The sequence below is a fragment of the Oceanobacillus saliphilus genome, from assembly GCF_023522835.1.
Classification (GTDB): Bacteria; Bacillota; Bacilli; order Bacillales; family Amphibacillaceae; genus Oceanobacillus; species Oceanobacillus saliphilus.
The window spans coordinates 191809-209200 of the sequence record NZ_JALCZU010000007.1 but is presented as its reverse complement, the minus strand read 5'-3'; the positions used below and the strand labels follow the sequence as shown (position 1 = coordinate 209200).

The window sequence follows — 17392 nt, the reverse complement described above, 5'->3', positions numbered from 1 at the left end:
GAGCACGATGAAGAAGAGCATAATCATGGGCATGATAACCACGAGCACGATGAAGAAGAGCATAATCATGGGCATGATAACCACGAGCACGATGAAGAAGAGCATAATCATGGGCATGATAACCACGAGCACGATGAAGAAAATCATAATCATAATAATGATGAACATAGCCATGATGACACTAACCATAAACGCAGTGAAGATAGAGGCTCGATTAGCATTGATGGATTTGCTGAACATTATCACACGGGTGATTCTGTTCAATTAACAGCCATCTATAATGAAGAATCCGATTATGACGTTTGGCACTGGTATACGTTAGATCCTGGTGCTGCGGAATGGGAAACCGTACCAGATAATGGAACAGATACCTATGAAGGGGCAGCCACTATCGGTGGACAGCAGATTAAAGCTATCCTTTTTGATGAAAACCACGATGTACTAGCGGAATCTGAACCTGTTATCATTGCAATAGATGACCATACTGGCGATCACGATCCACATCTTTGGATTGATCCACTACGGATGATTGAAATATCTCGCATCATTAAAGACGAGATGATTGCATTAAATCCAGATGCAAAGGCTGATTACAATGCGAATTACGATGCATTAGAAGCAGAACTCCTTGCATTGGATGAAGAATTTTCAGAGCTATTAGAGATGAAAGAAAACAAACATATTATTGTGCCACATGCAGCTTACGGTTATTGGGAGGAGCGCTATGGTATCGAACAGATTGCAATCAGTGGACTATCTTCTAGTCAAGAGCCATCACAAAAGCAATTAACCGAGGTCATTGACAAAGCTGAAGAACATAATCTGGATTATATTCTTTATGAACAAAACAGCCCAAATCGACTTTCAGAGGTTATTCAAGAACAAATTGGCGCTGAAGCCTTAACTATTCACAACCTATCTGTACTTACAGATGAAGATATCAACAATCATGAAGATTATATTTCCTTAATGAAATATAACTTAGAAATACTTGACCAAGTAACGAAATAGTTGCGAAAGAAGGCATTTTAGCAGTTAAACAAGTCAAAACTGAAAAAATAATTCAACCTGCAACAGGAAAGGGCTATCTCAAAATTTCCTACTTTTGAGATAGCCCTGTCATTTTTAATTTTTTTCAAAATAACTACAAACGACATGTCCGACTGCTTTTGCTGCGACAAGGATCGCATCCTCATCAATATCAAATTTCGGATGGTGATTGAAATAAGGTTTTTCTACTCCTTTTGGTGTGCATCCGATAAAAAAGTAGCTGCCAGGTATTTTTTCCAAATAATAAGCAAAGTCTTCGGATGGTGACAATGCTGGATATTCTTTAACTTCTTTAATATCTTTATCGTTGGCATTTTTCAAGCTCTCGGCAACCATTTCGGTATATTCCGGGTTGTTATATAATGGTGGGTAGTCAGCCTTGTATTCCAGTGTACATTCAACGCCAAATTCCACTTCAATCCCTTTTACGATTCGCTTAAATTCCGTTTCAATAACCTGTTGGCTTTCTGTGCTCATGTAACGGATATCACCTTCAAGCTCTACACTATCTTTTATCACGTTGAAAGTACCTTTACCGTCGAAAGAGCCGATTGTGACAACCCCAGTATCCATTGGGTTTAACCTGCGACTGATGATGGTTTGAACAACTGTTACAAAGTGGGCGCCGACTACGATGGAATCATTTGCTTTATGTGGAGACGAGCCATGACCGCCTGTCCCTTGTATTTTCAATTTGAAAAATGATCTTCCGTTAAATGCATAGCCACTACGATAGCCAACTACACCAGCTGGATCCATCGGCAGCACATGAATACCGAATACCGCATCTAAATCGTCTAACATACCTGATTCCATCATGCTTTTCGCACCGCCTGGTGGTACCTCTTCAGCATGCTGATGAATAAGTTTTATCGTACCGTTCAACTCTTCTTTAAGTTGAATCAAACAATCAGCGAGTATGAGTAAGTATGCTGTATGGGCATCATGACCACACGCATGCATGACTCCTTCATTTTTTGATTTAAATGGAACGTCTGCTTCTTCCGTAATTGGAAGCGCATCAAAATCTGCTCTTAACCCAATTGTATTTCCGGGTTTGCCCCCGGAAATAGTTACGATGATGCCATGCCCATTACCTACATTTGTTTCTACTTTTACATCTTTTCCTTTATAAAAGTCGGCAATATAGCTAGCCGTTTTCACTTCTTCAAAAGAAAGCTCAGGATTCTCATGCAAATAGCGGCGAATTTCAATCATTTCATCTTTGCGAGCTTCTAACATTTCCATCAATTTACTTCTCATTTAAACTGTCTCCTTTTCAATGCATTTTAGATTTACTTTTTTATTACGTTACGCCACCCGGTCATGAACCCAGTCTGGGCCCCTTGTTCACTTGTCCGGTACTAGCTGGAATCAGGATTAAGATTGAAATTAATGATAAGACTGCAAAGATTACATTAACAAAAATTCCTGCAGTTGCTGCTACTTCTACACTGCTAAATACGGTTATCGTACTATAAACCGTTGCTGATATTGCTACACCAAATGCATTTCCGAGTGAGCTTGCCATTTTATATATTCCGGAAGCTTCCCCAACTTTATTTTCAGGTGCATAGGATACGGCCGTATCTGTTGAAGGTGTTGCATACATTCCTAAACCTAAACCGAATAGGATAAATCCACCGAAAACAATAATGGTATAGATCAAATCTGGCAAGAAGGTAAGTCCCATAACACCTACACCGATTAATGTTAATATGGTACCCCAAACCATCGGCTTTCTGGCGCCTGTTCGTTGCATTAATTTTTCACCTACACGTATCATTGCGAGTACTGCTGCAAGATATCCGAGTGACAACATTCCTGATTGAAGCGCTGAGAATCCACGTCCAACCTGTACATACGTATTCGCAACGATTAATGTACCTGCAACTGCATTTAATAAGAAGTTGGAAACAGTTGCACCTGTATAAGGTTTGCTTTTAAACATTTTGAAATCGATAAGCGCATTTTTACGTCTCGCCTCATATTTAATAAAGATAAAAATCCCAGCGACTGTTATTACTGCAGATCCTATAATTAACGGACTTGTCCAACCGAAGCTTGCACCCTGTGTAATAAATAAATTTAAAGCGAGCATCGTCACTATAAATATTCCTAAGCCACCATAATCAAATTTAAATGTTTCTGTTGATTCTGCTTTGCTTTCAGGTGTGTCTTTAATTAACCACATTGCTAATAGCGCGAAGACTATAGAGATGATAAAAATCCACTTCCAGCCCATTGTTGTTGCTACAGCCCCTCCGAAGAAAGAACATAAACCAGAACCACCCCATGAACCAATGGACCAATAACTTAATGCCCGTTGACGGTCTGCCCCGTCAAAGTACTCCTTTACTAATGCAATCGTTGCAGGCATAATAGCGGCTGCTGATAATCCTTGTATCACACGTCCGATAATCAATAAAATGGAACCAGTAGCTAACACAAGCAATAAAGAGCCAATTATGCTTAAGATTAAACCTACATACGTAACTTTCTTACGTCCCAATCTGTCTGCTAATCCCCCTGCAACAACAATGAACATTCCAGAGAATAAAGCAGTTAGACTAATTGCTATGTTGATTGTCCCTAATGTAACACCTAGATCGGCTTGAACCGCTGGTACAATATTAACCATTGACTGTGCAAATAGCCAAAAGGTAATAACCCCAAAAACAATCCCTATTATCAACTTATTCGTTCCTTTGTATGCTGTATCCATGGTGAAACTCTCCTTTTTTATAAAATTCATATCGGATAATCATAAACCTTAGTGTTAGCATTTTTTTACGAATTATGAACGGGATAGAAATGCTCTTTTGTGCGATTGTTTTTAGCTCATCAAACTTTTATTATATTTTTTCTATATTCATTTAGATAAGCTGATACCCATGATCCCTTTTAAACAAGGTATTGATGAAAATGTTACTAAAATAAATAAGCATTTCATTCGATATTTTTATTCTGAAAGTAGTGAATTAGCTAAGAATTATTAAGAGCAAACATTGATCAAACGTTTGATGAAAAAATGATAAAGACTGAAATCGAATTTGAAAGCTAGAAAAATGGATAGAATTTGTATCTTGATAGAAAATGGCTTAAGAAAATCTGAAGCGGATTGGATAAATGACATGCCAAATAATAATGAGTTAAATGGGAGAGTTTTTTGATGAAAATAAATTGCTTGTAGTTGAGGGATTATCTTTTGTGGCATGAATTTGAATTCTTATTCAACGGTTCCTTACAACTATTTAGAGTTACCAAACGCTACTGGTTGCAGACATCTAATCGAATCATTTTCTGGCAAAATAGGGATGTTGCTGATTTTGTTAAAGTATTAATTGAAATAAATAGTTGACACCTGTTAAATTACATGGGATAATATATTTAATTAAAGATATCTTAATTAAATATAAGAAATTTAATAAACAAGAATAACCAATAAGTTTAAGCATGACATCATCAAATTAAGGGAAAAGTACATTGACTGAAGTTGGAAGAGTGGGACAGTATAGACGCTCAACAAGTAACTTTTGCCTGATACCCCGATTAGTGGGAAAGATTTAGAGGCTATTTTTAAAATGGTAAAACTGGGACCGACAACATTTAATCTGTAGCATGCGAACGATATTGCTGTTACGAAACCACAAATAAAAAAGGTGCCAGGAATAAGTAATCAATATGATCCGGTTATGTTAATAACCATCGACAAAGAAAAAGTAGAAAGTAAAAAACCAAGAGGATATCGTAAACTAGTTGATGAGTATGTAACGTTCCTTTAGAAACGAAGAATAAAATAAATTGATAGGAGAGAATTTAAATGAAAAAAACAGCAGGTATTCACCATATTACAGCAATTGTGGGCCATCCACAGGAAAATGTAGATTTTTATGCAGGAGTTTTAGGGCTACGGCTTGTTAAAAAAACAGTTAACTTTGATGATCCTGGTACGTATCATCTTTACTTTGGCAATGATGGCGGAAAACCAGGTACCATTATTACCTTTTTCCCATGGGCTGGTGCATATCAAGGGAAAATTGGCGGTGGACAAGTAGGTGTCACCACGTACATCATTCCAGTGGGATCGATTAATTTCTGGGAAAATAGATTAACTAAATTTAATATCGAATTCAATAAAACCGAGCGATTTGGTGAAACCTATTTAGAATTCGCAGATGTCCACGGCTTGCAACTGGAACTTGTAGAGCGGGAAGATGGAGAACAGAATAATTGGACACATGGTGATGTGACACCTGAAGTAGCGATTAAAGGGTTCGGTGGGGCGATCCTATTATCCACCAATCCAGAAAAAACTGGGGAAACACTACAAGATGTCATGGGACTTGAAAAAGTCGGCGAGGAAGAAGACTTAATTCGCTTTAAATCCTATGGTGATATTGGAAATACCATTGATGTAAAACGGACTCCAATCGGAAGCGGACAAATGGGCGTAGGAACGGTTCACCATATTGCATGGCGTGCCAAAGATGATGAAGATCAACTAGATTGGCAGAAACATGTTAGTGATCAAGGCTATGGAGTAACAGCAGTTCGAGACAGAAACTATTTTAATGCCATTTATTTTAAAGAACATGGTGAAATTCTGTTTGAAATTGCAACGGATACACCAGGGTTTGCCCATGATGAGTCTTATGAAACAATGGGGGAAGAATTGAAACTCCCATTACAATATGAACAGCACCGTGATCAACTCGAAAAAGCTTTAATCCCGATAGAAATGAAGAATCTGGATAAGTAAGGAAATCTAATTACTTTGCTTTAAACTTAGAGACAATAACGAATGGGAAAAACGTTATTATCCTTCCGAAATCTATACCTTTTTGGCGAAGTACAATTAATAGTGAGACAAAAATGGAATGGAGTGAATTTTATGATAAGAACATCGGGAATTCATCACATTACAGCAATTGTTAATGATCCACAAGTGAACTTTGACTTCTATTCCAGAGTATTGGGATTAAGACTGGTTAAAAAAACGATAAACTTTGACCGACCTGAAGTATATCACTTATACTTCGGCAATGAATCAGGAGATCCAGGAACCATCATTACCTTTTTTCCTTGGCCTAAACTTGCTAAGGGACGGATAGGTAGTGGACAAGTAGGAACGACCAGCTACATTATTCCGATAGGTGCCATGGAATTTTGGAAAGAGAGATTGGAAAATGAAGGTATTCCTTTTACCTTTGAGTCTCGTTTTAATGAGACATATATTCAATTTAACGATCCAGATGGGTTACAATTGGAGTTGGTAGAACGAGATGTGGTTTCAGAAAACAATTGGAGTACAGATGAAATCGAACAAGAACATACAATCAGAGGATTCGGTGGAGCGACTTTATATTCTGCACAGCCAAATCAAACCGTTAACGTATTAGAGAATCTATTAGGCATGGAATTTGTAACACAAGAGGGAGATTACTTACGCTTTAAAACGGAAGCGTCGTTAGGGAATGTGATTGATATCAAGCTATCCCCATCTGTACGCGGTCTTGCGGGTGCAGGAACAATTCATCATATCGCATGGAGAGCGAAGGATGAAGCAGAACTTCAAGAATGGAGAAATCGCGTGGAAACAAAAGGGTTTCAACCAACGGAAGTTAAGGATCGTAATTATTTCAAAGCACTTTACTTTCAGGAAACAGGTGGCATTTTGTTTGAGATAGCAACAGATCCACCAGGGTTTGCGGTTGATGAAGCACCGGATGAACTTGGAACCAAGCTTATGCTGCCAAGCTGGTTTGAAGCAAAAAGGAAAGAATTGGAAGAGATATTGCCTCCAATCGAAGTTAACTAGGAAGAGGATCAGATAAACCTGGGATAGCCTTGTTTTCCGAAAAAATAATATATTAGATTTTATTCATGATTCATTAAGTTCAAAACAAATCCCCCACTGCAGAAGTAGTGGGGGATTAATTCGATAACTTAGGTTGTGGGATCTTATAAAATATATTTATCAATCTCTTTCACAAGCTCAACTAGCTTTGGTTTACTTATTTGAGAAACTGCGCCAACCTCTTCTCCTTTATGATACAAGTCATCTGTTATAAGAGAAGAGAAAATAATAACGGGTATATTCTTTAAGCGTGCATCCTGCTTTACTCGATAAGTTAAATGGTGACCATCCATTTGTGGCATTTCAATATCAGTTAGAAGTAGTTGTACCTGATTATAGGGATTGACGACAGACTCCTCCTCAGCAAGCGATTCTAAGTATTCCCAAGCTTCCCTTCCGTTTTGAAAGAATGTCACATATTCATAACCTGCTTCAGTCAATGTATCTTTCAATAACGCACGCAGCACTCCAGAATCCTCAGCAACGATAATTCTTTTTGTTGATCGTTCGCGTGGTCCGAGCGTTTTTATCGTGTCAGCCGTACCTCCTAATTCAGGGTTAATTTCAACAACAATTTTTTCAATGTCTAAAAAAATCGACAATGCATTGCTATGATGCTTAATGATTCCTGTTGCGTAAGGCTGTTGCCCTACTGATAATTCATTTGGCTTTTCTATTTGTTCCCAAGAGATACGGTTAATACGCTTCACTTCATCTACGCGAAATGCAATCTTCATTTGGTTTAGTTCTGCAATAATGAATTTATCATTTTCGGGATTTTCTGAATGAGCAATATTTAAGATGCGTGCTAAATTGACGACAGAAATTATTTCGCCGCGCACGTAGATAATTCCTTCCACGGATTTATGTGAATTAGGGATTTTCGTAATGGGAATAGGAGTAATAATTTCACGCACCTTCAAGACATTCATTGCATAGCTTTCGCCTGCTAGCTCAAATAAAATGATTTCAAGTTCATTTGTTCCGCTTTTTAATAAAATTCCGTCGTTATAGTCACTCATTAATATTCTCCTTCAAATTTACTCCTATCATGCTTGCTATAAAAAAGCAATGTTACTTACTAATTTAACTGCTGTATTAGCGATAATAATCTTCCAGACATTCCATGTATATTTTCCGTTGCACTATTAATTTCTTCGGTAACCGCAGCCTGTGATTGAATCTTCTCACTCATGTTCGTAATGCTTGCAACAATATTCCATACAGAAGTATGAATGTCATCTAATATTTCCTCGATTCTCTCAACAGCTTCCGATGTATGAGAAGATAATTTTTGAACTTCAGCAGCAACTACACTAAAACCCTTTCCTTGTTCCCCTGCACGGGCTGCTTCTATCGATGCATTTAACCCTAGCAAATTTGTTTGAGTTGATATTTGTTTAATTAGTTCTGTTACGGACTTTGTCAATTTAATGCATTCTTTTGCTTCATCTGCAGACTTTGTTGTTACTTCATGCTCATAAGCGATTTCTGTTGCTTTATTTGAAATAACACTAATATTATCTGCCAGTTCTCGGATAGTGTACGTAAAATCATTCATCTCATTTTCAATTTTCTCATCGTTTGCATTCCGCTCAATTTCATGGTTAATATCACGTAATACTCCCGAAACAAGTGATGGTTTTCCATCTTGGTCTCGAACCGTTTTTATCAACATGGTGAACCATCTATGGTACCCATTTTTCTTCTTCATTTGGAATTTCATATCAAATTCTATTTGATTCGTACTGTCGTATAGGTGTGACATGAAATTATTTCTGACGTTTTCCTTTTCTTCATCTGCGACCAAGTTCAACCATGACTCGACTTTTGGAACGAATTCCTCCTCTTTATATCCAAGAAGTCGTTTGAATTGAGGAGAGAACCATGCTTCTTGCGTCTCCCAATTATTGTTTTTTAAATCCATTCCCCATGATCCCTCCAAGGTTGAGACACTGAACTCCAGTGATTTTTCAATCAATTCTAAGCGGGAAAGTAGATTTTCGATTCTTATTGTGTTCAATTTATTTTCATGAGTATTAACTATTGTGCCGACATTACGAAATGGTTCTCCAAACTCATTTCGCAATGTTTCTGCCTTTGCATGGAACCATTCAATAGATTCATCTTTTTTAATGCTCTTAAATTCTATGTCATATGGTTTTTTTACGCTGGAGTAGTGCTCCGTGAAAGCACTTGTTACTTTTTCCGCATCATCTGGTGCGATAGTGTTGTACCAGCTCTCAAAAACATTTGGAAAATCTGTTTCATCCTGATACCCTAATGCTTTTCTGAAAATATCGTTATAAACATTTTTTTCGGCTGGAACACCATTTTCAATTTCCAAGTCCCATGTACCAATCCCATTCAGTTCGGTTACAATTTTATGCTTTACGTGGAGATCCTCATATTTTTTATGTAACGAATCTATCAATCCATTCATAGAATCTACCAATTGCTGCAGGTGTTTATCTTCTGTTTGGACAGATAACTGTAGCGTAGTGAGGTCTTCTTGCTGTGATGCTTGCTTGAGGCGCTCTATATCGTTAATTAATTTACTAATATTGTGTTGTGCTTTTTTCTTAAACAAATCATGAAACCTCCTTAAATTGTCTTAACTTCAGTCATACCGTTAAATTGACAAAAACTCCTACACGGTTACGGATGCAATTGATTAATACTTTGTAATCATCTTTATAAGTTGTAAATGAATTGAATCAAATGTAATGATTAATTTTTCCCAGAGTCCATCCCTATCCTTCCAAGTAACTTAATTAGTGTATATTTCTCTTCATCATCCATGTGTCCTAATTTACTTGAAATAAATTTCACGTGTTCTGGTACAATATCATGAATTATTTTTTCTCCTGATGTTGTTAATACAACATGACTAGCTCGTCCATCTGTTGGGCATGGTTTTTTTTGTACATAACCTTGTTTCACGAGACGATTCACAACATAGGTAATACTACCACTTGGAATATGTAACTTCTCACTTATTTTTTGTAAGGTGTAGGTTTCTTTTTCAGAATAGAGCAATTCAAGAATACGAAAGTTATCCACAGTCATACCGTGACTTTCAACATGCTTCGTCACATTCTCTAAAAAATATGTACTTGCATTAAACCAAGTTCGGTATAGTTCTAAGTCTAGGTTATTTTTATTCGTCACTTTTTCCAACACCCTTTTCATTATCCTAAATTTATCCTAACAATAGGATAAATTATCCAAAGGAAAATATCAATACTATAGAAAAAACTCAACGCTGCTTCCTTTGTATATATAATCTAAAAATAGCTTCTTATCATGCTAATTGGGTTAGTTATGAGAGGCGTTATAACTTAAGGGAACTAGCATTTGACAGTATATAAAATCAAGTGATAAAATATTTTTATTTAAATAAAATTTAATTAAAGATAATTTAATTCGTATAAATTAAAAAGATAAAGGGGGGGTTGAGAGAGGAATGGAAAGTATGTCATCTAGTAAAACCAATGCCATTTGACCTGGGCAAGACTAATTATACCGAAGCACTCCCTAATAGAGGGATAAGTTATAAAAAAGAGTGGGGATAAAGATGGATAATGTATTGAAATCAGGGAGAAATAATAGTGTGTTAGATTTAATCTGGAATAATACGGCAGATGCTATTTTTACTATGGGTCACGATGGCTCTATCACGAGTGCGAATCCAGCCTTTGAAGATATGTTGGGGTGGAAAGTAGGAGATCTAGAAGGCATTGCCTATCCTCCTTTCATTTCGGACATGACAAAAGAAGAGCATCGAGAACTCTTAACCAAACTACAAGATGGACAAGATTTCCCCTATAGCATCATGAAACGAAAACATAAAGATGGAAAAATACTTAATATCCTTGCCTCTTATCGAGCGATTAAAGATGAAGAAGTCCTTGCGGTTGGGATGTATAAAGACTTTACAGAACAAATGGTAATTCAAAAAAAACTCCAAGAAAGTGAATACTGTTATCGTACGCTTGTAGAATATTTACCAGAGACCATCATAAAACAACGTAATGGGAGAATTGATTTTATTAATTCTTCTGGAGTGCAATTATTTGGCAGGTTGCAACCGGAAGACATCATAGGATATTCCATTTGGGATTTTATATCAAGTAATCGAAGATATGAAATACAAAAAATGATTGATACAGTATATGAAAATAATCAATGGAATAATCCGACAACAATCGTTGATAAATTTATTGGACACGACGGAACAAAAATATGGACTGAAGTAAAAATAATCCCCGTTGGAAGCAAGGAAGAACCAGATATTCAACTTGTTATTCGCGACGTCACCGAAAAGAAAAGATACGAGTCACAGTTAGAGTTTTTGGCATATCATGATTCGCTAACGGGGTTAAAAGACAGGAGGATATTTACCCAAATAGTTAACGAATCGATCGAAACAGCTGAAAAAACAAATGAAACAATAGCTATTATGTACATAGACATTGACAAATTTAAATCAATAAATGATACATTTGGTCATCATGTTGGAGATAAATTACTTCAACAGTTTGCAGAAAGGTTAAAGGGCTGTGTGCGTGAGAATGATGTTCTTTGTCGTGTTGGTGGGGATGAATTTCTTGTGCTGCTGAAGGGGATTAAAGATAAAAACCAACTAGCTGATGTAGCTAAAAGGATGCAGTCAGCTTTCCAGAGACCTTATCAAATTTCTGAGAATATACTTGATGTCACATCTAGTATAGGTATTGCTGTTTTTCCAAAGGATGGGTTGAAAAGTAGATCTTTAATTCACCATGCAGATCAGGCTTTATATAGAGCAAAGGAAAATAGAAATCAATATGTTTTCTATGGGTAAATTTTAGTAGATATATTCAGTATTTTAACTAGTTAAAAGGTTATCTTAGTCTAAGTCCACGGGGCATTTATGCTGTCCGTGGATTTTTTTTGAGTAAATATAAATCACAAATTTATGTTTATTTATTGACAAATTAGTGAACAAGTTATATTATTTATTATGAATTAAGGATAATTAAATTAGTAATATATGAATATAATATATTAGATGGAAGGTGAATATTCATTAAACAAGATAAGAAACCTAATATTTTTTAAAGTATATTTCAAATTAGAGATATCTTAATTAAATTTAATGCATTCAATGCAAATTTTATAAACTTTTTGGATAAAGCATTAATCAGGATAGGAGTTCCAATTCTTGATTAATTAAAAGGAGAGAGAATATATGGATAAGATGACCTTCGTGCTATTCGGCGGAACAGGCGATTTAGCAAAACGGAAAATATATCCAGCGCTATACAATTTGTTCATGGAAGAAAAAATGCCTGCAACATTTTCTATCATTGGTCTTGGTACAAAGGAATCTACTGATGAAGATTTTCAAGAAAGTGTAGAAAAGTCTATTCGCACCTTTTCCAGACGTTTATCAGATAATGGATCGAAAATGAAGGAATTTCTAAATTCGATTCGGTATAACCGTTTTGACGCAACGGAAAAAGACGACTATCAAAGCTTACTTGAACTTGTAAAAGACAGAGAAAAAGAGTTGAACATTCCAGAAAATCGATTATTTTATCTTTCCGTATCTCCTACTTTCTTTGAAGCAATTGCAATGAATATTAAGAATAGTGGTCTGGGATCAACCAAAGGCTGGAAACGACTCATCATTGAAAAGCCGTTTGGGCATGATTTGGAGTCTGCTCGTATCCTAAATCGAAATCTTAACAATGCGTTTGATGAAGATGAAATTTATCGAATTGACCACTATCTTGGTAAGCCGATGGTTCGGAACCTCGAAGCCCTAGAGTTTGCAAATCCAGTTTTACAAGCGTTGTGGAATAACAAATTCATTGCAAATGTTCAAATTACCGCAAGCGAAACGGTAGGAGTTGAGAAAAGGGCCGGTTATTATGATCAAGCTGGAGCGATACGAGACATGTTCCAAAATCATATGCTTCAATTACTCATGATGACCGCAATGCATTCGCCAAAACATATGGATGCAAATGAGATTCGTGCAGAAAAACGGAAAGTTTTAGAAGCCCTAAGGCCCTTGAATAAGGATAAAGTTGAAGAAAATGTGGTAAGAGGACAGTATGATACTGGAATAGTAGATAACAAAAATGTTTCTGGATATACGGATGAACCAGGGGTTGCAGAAAATTCCCAGACCGATACATTTATAGGTGCGCGTTTATGGATCGATAACCCGGATTGGGCTGGTGTTCCTTTTTATATCCGCACAGGGAAGAAGATGCAGGAAAAGTCCACACGTATCGTAGTTGAATTTAAGCGGAATGAAAAAAATATCTATTTAGATGAGGATCCCAACTTGCTAGTAATAGAGATTAATCCGGATGAGTCTGTTTCCTTTATCCTAAATAGTAAAAATCCTATTAATGGCGAGTTGGAATCAATTAACACAAGTTATGCTTCCAATCAATTGGATGTACCTGATGGATATGAATTATTGATTTACGATGCGCTCCGTGGCGATTCCAGATTTTTTGCACACTGGAATGAAGTGGAATTAGCGTGGAAATGGGTTCAGCCTATCCTGGAAGGATTTGAAGAAAACAGTATCCCGCTTCATAAGTATGCAGCAGGATCAAATGGTCCAGATGCAGCAAATCGTCTGCTTGAAGAAGATGGCTTTACGTGGCGGTTAGACAAACCGTCAACAAAAGAAAAAGAATTAGTGTTACAAGCTTAAGTAAAAAAACTTAAAGGAGATAAATCATGACATTCACCAAAACAATAAAGGATATTGAAACATTAGCAGTAAATACGATTCGAACTTTATCGATTGATACCATTAATCGAGCAAAATCTGGCCATCCGGGTTTACCTATGGGTGCTGCACCTATGGCGTATGCTTTATGGGCAAATCATTTAAACCATAATCCACAAAATGCAAAATGGTTTGACCGTGATCGCTTTGTTCTTTCCGCAGGTCATGGCTCTAGCTTGTTATATAGCTTGTTACATTTATTTGAATATGATGTGTCGATTGAAGATTTGAAAAGCTTCCGTGTGTTAAATAGTAAGACACCAGGTCATCCTGAATTTGGTCACACGGATGGTGTGGAAGCAACAACTGGTCCTTTAGGTCAAGGGATTGCAAATGCGGTTGGGATGGCAATGGCAGAAGCTCATTTAGCAGCGAAATTTAATAAAGAAGGTTTCCCTGTTGTTGATCATCACACATTTGCTTTAGTTGGGGACGGGGATTTAATGGAAGGTATCTCCTATGAAGCGATGTCAATGGCAGGCCATATGAAGCTAGGTAAATTGATAGCATTATATGACTCAAATGATATTTCTCTGGATGGTACATTAAATCTTTCATTCTCAGAAAATATCCAAAAAAGAGCAGAATCTGCTAACTGGCACTATATACGTGTGGAAGATGGAAATAGCATCGAAGAGATCACAAAAGCGATCGAAGCAGCGAAGCAAAACGACGAACAACCGACAATTATTGAGATTCGGACCATTATTGGTTACGGAAGTCCAAAGGTTGCCGGAACAAACAAAGCACATGGTGCACCACTTGGATCAGAAGAAACAAAAGCGACAAAAAAAGTATATAACTGGGACTATGAAGAAGATTTCTTTGTACCTGATGAAGTAAAACAACACTTCTATGAGTTAAAACAGCAGGGGATTCCAAAAGAAAATCAATGGAAAAAGTTATTCCATTCTTATAAAGAAGCATACCCAGAATTAGCGGATGAACTAGAAAAAGCGATAAATGGAGAAGTATTAATAGAGGCAAAGGACATCTTAACATTTGACAAAGGAAAAACAGTTTCTACTCGCGTAGCTAGCGGGGATGCCATTAATCACTTTGTTAAACAAGTTCCGACTATTTTTGGAGGAAGTGCCGATCTTTCTGGCTCAACAATGACAGATATCAAGGATCAAGAAAGATTTGCGATTGATTCCTATGCAGGCCGTAATGTTTACTTTGGTGTTCGTGAGCACGCAATGGGTGCTGCAGCAAATGGTATGGCGCTTCATGGGGGAGTGAAACCATTTGTAAGTACATTCTTTGTCTTCAATGACTATTTACGTCCATCGATACGGTTAGCTGCAATCCAAAAGTTACCTGTAACTTATGTATTTACCCATGATTCAATCGCAGTAGGTGAGGATGGTCCAACACATGAACCAGTCGAACAATTGACAGCATTAAGAGCGATTCCTGGACTGACGGTTATCCGCCCAACTGATGCAAACGAAACAGCAAGTGCATGGGCATATAGTTTAAGTCAAACGGATGGACCAGTAGCTCTCGTATTAAGCAGACAAAACTTACCTGTTTTTGAGGAAACGAAGGCAAATATCGAAAATGTATCTAAGGGAGCGTACATCTTAACGGAAACTACGAATCAACCGGATGTAATATTGCTCGCTACAGGATCAGAGGTTTCCTTGGCTGTAAATGCAAAACAACAACTGGAGAAAAAAGAAGTTTCTGTGCGCATTGTTTCCATGCCGAGTTGGGAACTTTTCCAGCATCAATCAGAAGAATATAAGGAAAAAGTACTTCCATCATCTATTACAAATAGAATAGCAATAGAAATGGGAATTTCCCTTGGATGGGATCGTTATGTAGGGCAAAATGGAAAAATTATCTCCATTGAGACATTTGGTGCTTCTGGAACGGGTGCCTCGGTAATGGAATGGTTTGGTTTTACGACAGAAAACGTTGTAAACACTACAATTAGTTTGTTGGGTAAATAAAGTAAAATAAAGAAGAATATTAGGAGGAACTAGCATGCAAGTTGGATTAATTGGATTAGGAAAAATGGGATTGAATCTTGGTAAAAACTTAATTGATCATAAGCATCAGGTTGTAGCATATGATTTAAATTCTCAAGCAGTAGATGAAATGAAAGAGTATGGTGCTGAAGGTACGACAAATATTAAAGAACTTATTCAATCACTAGATAAACCAAGAATTTTATGGATTATGGTACCACATACTGTTGTTGATTCTGTTATAAGTGAAATTACACCATTTTTAGAAAAGGGAGATATTGTAATCGAAGCTGGAAACTCTCACTATAAAGAATCTATTCGCCGTTATAACCAATTAAAAGAAATTGGTATTAGCTTTATGGACGCAGGTACATCTGGCGGTATGGAAGGCGCTCGTAATGGAGCGAACTACATGATAGGAGGTGATCTTTGGGCTTGGGCGATCGTCGAACCTATTTTCCGTGATACAGCCGTCGAAAATGGCTATATTTATGCAGGAAAAGCAGGAAGTGGTCACTTCTTGAAAATGGTTCACAATGGTATTGAATATGGCATGATGGCTGCGATTGGTGAAGGATTTGAGGTTTTAGAAAAAAGTGAGTTTGATTATGACTATGAGCAAGTTGCAAGAGTATGGAATAATGGATCAGTTATCCGTTCATGGCTAATGGAGCTTACTGAAAATGCCTTTGCGAAAGATGCAAAGCTGGATGAAATCAAAGGAATTATGCATTCATCAGGGGAAGCAAAATGGACTCTTGAAACAGCTTTAGACCTACAAATGGCAACACCGGTCATTGCTATGTCCTTATTAAGCCGTTACAGATCACTCGATACGGACACATTTAATGGTAAAGTTGTTGCGGCTCTTCGCAATGAGTTTGGCGGACATGCTGTGGAAAAGAACTAATAACAGATAAATAAATAGTAGTAAAAAAATATATATAACCGGAGGAATTTAATCATGAAATTTTTTATTGACACTGCAAATTTAGAGGATATTAAAAAAGCTTATAAAATAGGAATCTTATCTGGTGTTACGACAAATCCATCTTTAGTAGCAAAAGAAGGCGTTAAATTTGAAGATCGTATTGAAGAAATTCTTCAAGCTGTACCTGAAGTGGAATCTGTATCTGCGGAAGTAACTCCTGATGCGGTAACTGCTGAGGACATGATTGCACAGGCTGAGGAACTAATTAAAATCAATGGCGGAGATAAAAATATTACAATTAAATTGCCGATGACCATCGCTGGATTGGAAGCAACAAGATACTTGTCTAAAAAGGGTATCAAAACGAATGTAACGCTTATTTTTACAGTAAACCAAGCACTTCTCGCTGCTCGTGCAGGAGCAACCTATGTATCTCCATTCTTAGGCCGTTTAGATGATATATCTGAGGACGGCGTGGAATTAGTAGTGAAAATTGCGGAACTGTTCCGTATCCATAATTTAAAAACACAAATTATCTCTGCATCTGTACGTCATCCGGATCATGTAACCCGTGTAGCGATGGCAGGAGCACATATTGCAACTGTTCCATATTCCGTTATCGAACAGCTTACGAAGCATCCACTGACAGATCAAGGAATCGAAAAATTCGCTACTGATTGGGAAAATGCAGTTAAAAACTAAGTAGATGATTTAATAGAATTAAATTTTACTAGGAGCGTTCGTTATCTTCGTACAAGATATATTTCTAAATAACC

At 36.9% G+C, this 17392-nt stretch carries 13 protein-coding genes; 8 read left to right on the top strand and 5 right to left on the bottom strand.

Annotation, left to right across the window (positions count from 1 at the left end; genetic code table 11):
- Positions 1–1011 (top strand): metal ABC transporter solute-binding protein, Zn/Mn family (locus MN204_RS13210; protein WP_249871552.1); only part of this gene is annotated, 1011 nt, incomplete at its 5' end.
- Between the two features lie 114 nt (positions 1012–1125).
- On the opposite strand, the gene MN204_RS13205 is transcribed toward MN204_RS13210, so the two are convergent.
- Positions 1126–2313 carry an amidohydrolase gene (locus MN204_RS13205; RefSeq protein WP_249871551.1) on the bottom strand — a complete coding sequence of 396 codons (1188 nt, stop codon included), beginning with the start codon at positions 2311–2313 and terminating at the stop codon, positions 1126–1128.
- A 61-nt stretch (positions 2314–2374) separates the two neighbouring features.
- On the bottom strand, positions 2375–3775 hold the full coding sequence (locus tag MN204_RS13200; protein ID WP_249871550.1) for an MFS transporter: 1401 nt from the start codon (positions 3773–3775) through the stop codon (positions 2375–2377).
- A gap of 1098 nt (positions 3776–4873) precedes the next feature.
- On the opposite strand from MN204_RS13200, the gene MN204_RS13195 reads away from it, so the two are divergent.
- Together MN204_RS13195 and MN204_RS13190 are read left to right on the top strand one after the other, a co-directional pair.
- Entirely contained in the window at positions 4874–5812 is a 939-nt protein-coding gene (locus MN204_RS13195) for a ring-cleaving dioxygenase (protein WP_249871549.1), read from the top strand.
- 132 nt (positions 5813–5944) lie between these two features.
- On the top strand, positions 5945–6871 hold the full coding sequence (locus MN204_RS13190; RefSeq protein WP_249871548.1) for a ring-cleaving dioxygenase: 927 nt from the start codon (positions 5945–5947) through the stop codon (positions 6869–6871).
- A 143-nt stretch (positions 6872–7014) separates the two neighbouring features.
- On the opposite strand, the gene MN204_RS13185 is transcribed toward MN204_RS13190, so the two are convergent.
- The 3 genes from MN204_RS13185 to MN204_RS13175 all read right to left on the bottom strand — a co-directional run bounded on the left by MN204_RS13185 (position 7015) and on the right by MN204_RS13175 (position 10102).
- A complete protein-coding gene (locus MN204_RS13185) occupies positions 7015–7932 on the bottom strand; it encodes a chemotaxis protein (protein ID WP_249871547.1) in 918 nt (305 codons plus the stop codon).
- 59 nt (positions 7933–7991) lie between these two features.
- On the bottom strand, positions 7992–9500 hold the full coding sequence (locus MN204_RS13180) for a methyl-accepting chemotaxis protein (RefSeq protein WP_249871546.1): 1509 nt from the start codon (positions 9498–9500) through the stop codon (positions 7992–7994).
- 140 nt (positions 9501–9640) lie between these two features.
- Positions 9641–10102 (bottom strand): MarR family winged helix-turn-helix transcriptional regulator, encoded by a 462-nt coding sequence (locus MN204_RS13175; protein ID WP_249871545.1) that lies wholly within the window; start codon positions 10100–10102, stop codon positions 9641–9643.
- Positions 10103–10487: 385 nt separating this feature from the next.
- On the opposite strand from MN204_RS13175, the gene MN204_RS13170 reads away from it, so the two are divergent.
- The 5 genes from MN204_RS13170 (at position 10488) to fsa (ending at position 17318) form a co-directional block, all read left to right on the top strand.
- Positions 10488–11756 carry a sensor domain-containing diguanylate cyclase gene (locus tag MN204_RS13170; RefSeq protein ID WP_249871544.1) on the top strand — a complete coding sequence of 423 codons (1269 nt, stop codon included), beginning with the start codon at positions 10488–10490 and terminating at the stop codon, positions 11754–11756.
- A 387-nt stretch (positions 11757–12143) separates the two neighbouring features.
- A complete protein-coding gene (gene zwf / locus MN204_RS13165; protein ID WP_249871543.1) occupies positions 12144–13631 on the top strand; it encodes a glucose-6-phosphate dehydrogenase in 1488 nt (495 codons plus the stop codon).
- A gap of 26 nt (positions 13632–13657) precedes the next feature.
- Positions 13658–15667, top strand: coding sequence for a transketolase (gene tkt / locus MN204_RS13160; RefSeq protein ID WP_249871542.1), 2010 nt, complete (start codon positions 13658–13660; stop codon positions 15665–15667).
- A 34-nt stretch (positions 15668–15701) separates the two neighbouring features.
- Complete coding sequence (gene gnd / locus MN204_RS13155) at positions 15702–16595, top strand: phosphogluconate dehydrogenase (NAD(+)-dependent, decarboxylating) (protein ID WP_249871541.1); 894 nt, start codon at positions 15702–15704, stop codon at positions 16593–16595.
- Positions 16596–16649: 54 nt separating this feature from the next.
- Complete coding sequence (gene fsa / locus MN204_RS13150; protein ID WP_249871540.1) at positions 16650–17318, top strand: fructose-6-phosphate aldolase; 669 nt, start codon at positions 16650–16652, stop codon at positions 17316–17318.
- Positions 17319–17392: the final 74 nt, after the last annotated feature.

Bases quoted from the DNA above. Each gene is read 5' to 3' on its own strand.
- MN204_RS13205 (WP_249871551.1), bottom strand. From the start codon at position 2,313: ATGAGAAGTAAATTGATGGAAATGTTAGAAGCTCGCAAAGATGAAATG.
- MN204_RS13200 (WP_249871550.1), bottom strand. From the start codon at position 3,775: ATGGATACAGCATACAAAGGAACGAATAAGTTGATAATAGGGATTGTT.
- MN204_RS13195 (WP_249871549.1), top strand. From the start codon at position 4,874: ATGAAAAAAACAGCAGGTATTCACCATATTACAGCAATTGTGGGCCAT.
- MN204_RS13190 (WP_249871548.1), top strand. From the start codon at position 5,945: ATGATAAGAACATCGGGAATTCATCACATTACAGCAATTGTTAATGAT.
- MN204_RS13185 (WP_249871547.1), bottom strand. From the start codon at position 7,932: ATGAGTGACTATAACGACGGAATTTTATTAAAAAGCGGAACAAATGAA.
- MN204_RS13175 (WP_249871545.1), bottom strand. From the start codon at position 10,102: ATGAAAAGGGTGTTGGAAAAAGTGACGAATAAAAATAACCTAGACTTA.
- MN204_RS13170 (WP_249871544.1), top strand. From the start codon at position 10,488: ATGGATAATGTATTGAAATCAGGGAGAAATAATAGTGTGTTAGATTTA.
- zwf (WP_249871543.1), top strand. From the start codon at position 12,144: ATGGATAAGATGACCTTCGTGCTATTCGGCGGAACAGGCGATTTAGCA.
- tkt (WP_249871542.1), top strand. From the start codon at position 13,658: ATGACATTCACCAAAACAATAAAGGATATTGAAACATTAGCAGTAAAT.
- gnd (WP_249871541.1), top strand. From the start codon at position 15,702: ATGCAAGTTGGATTAATTGGATTAGGAAAAATGGGATTGAATCTTGGT.
- fsa (WP_249871540.1), top strand. From the start codon at position 16,650: ATGAAATTTTTTATTGACACTGCAAATTTAGAGGATATTAAAAAAGCT.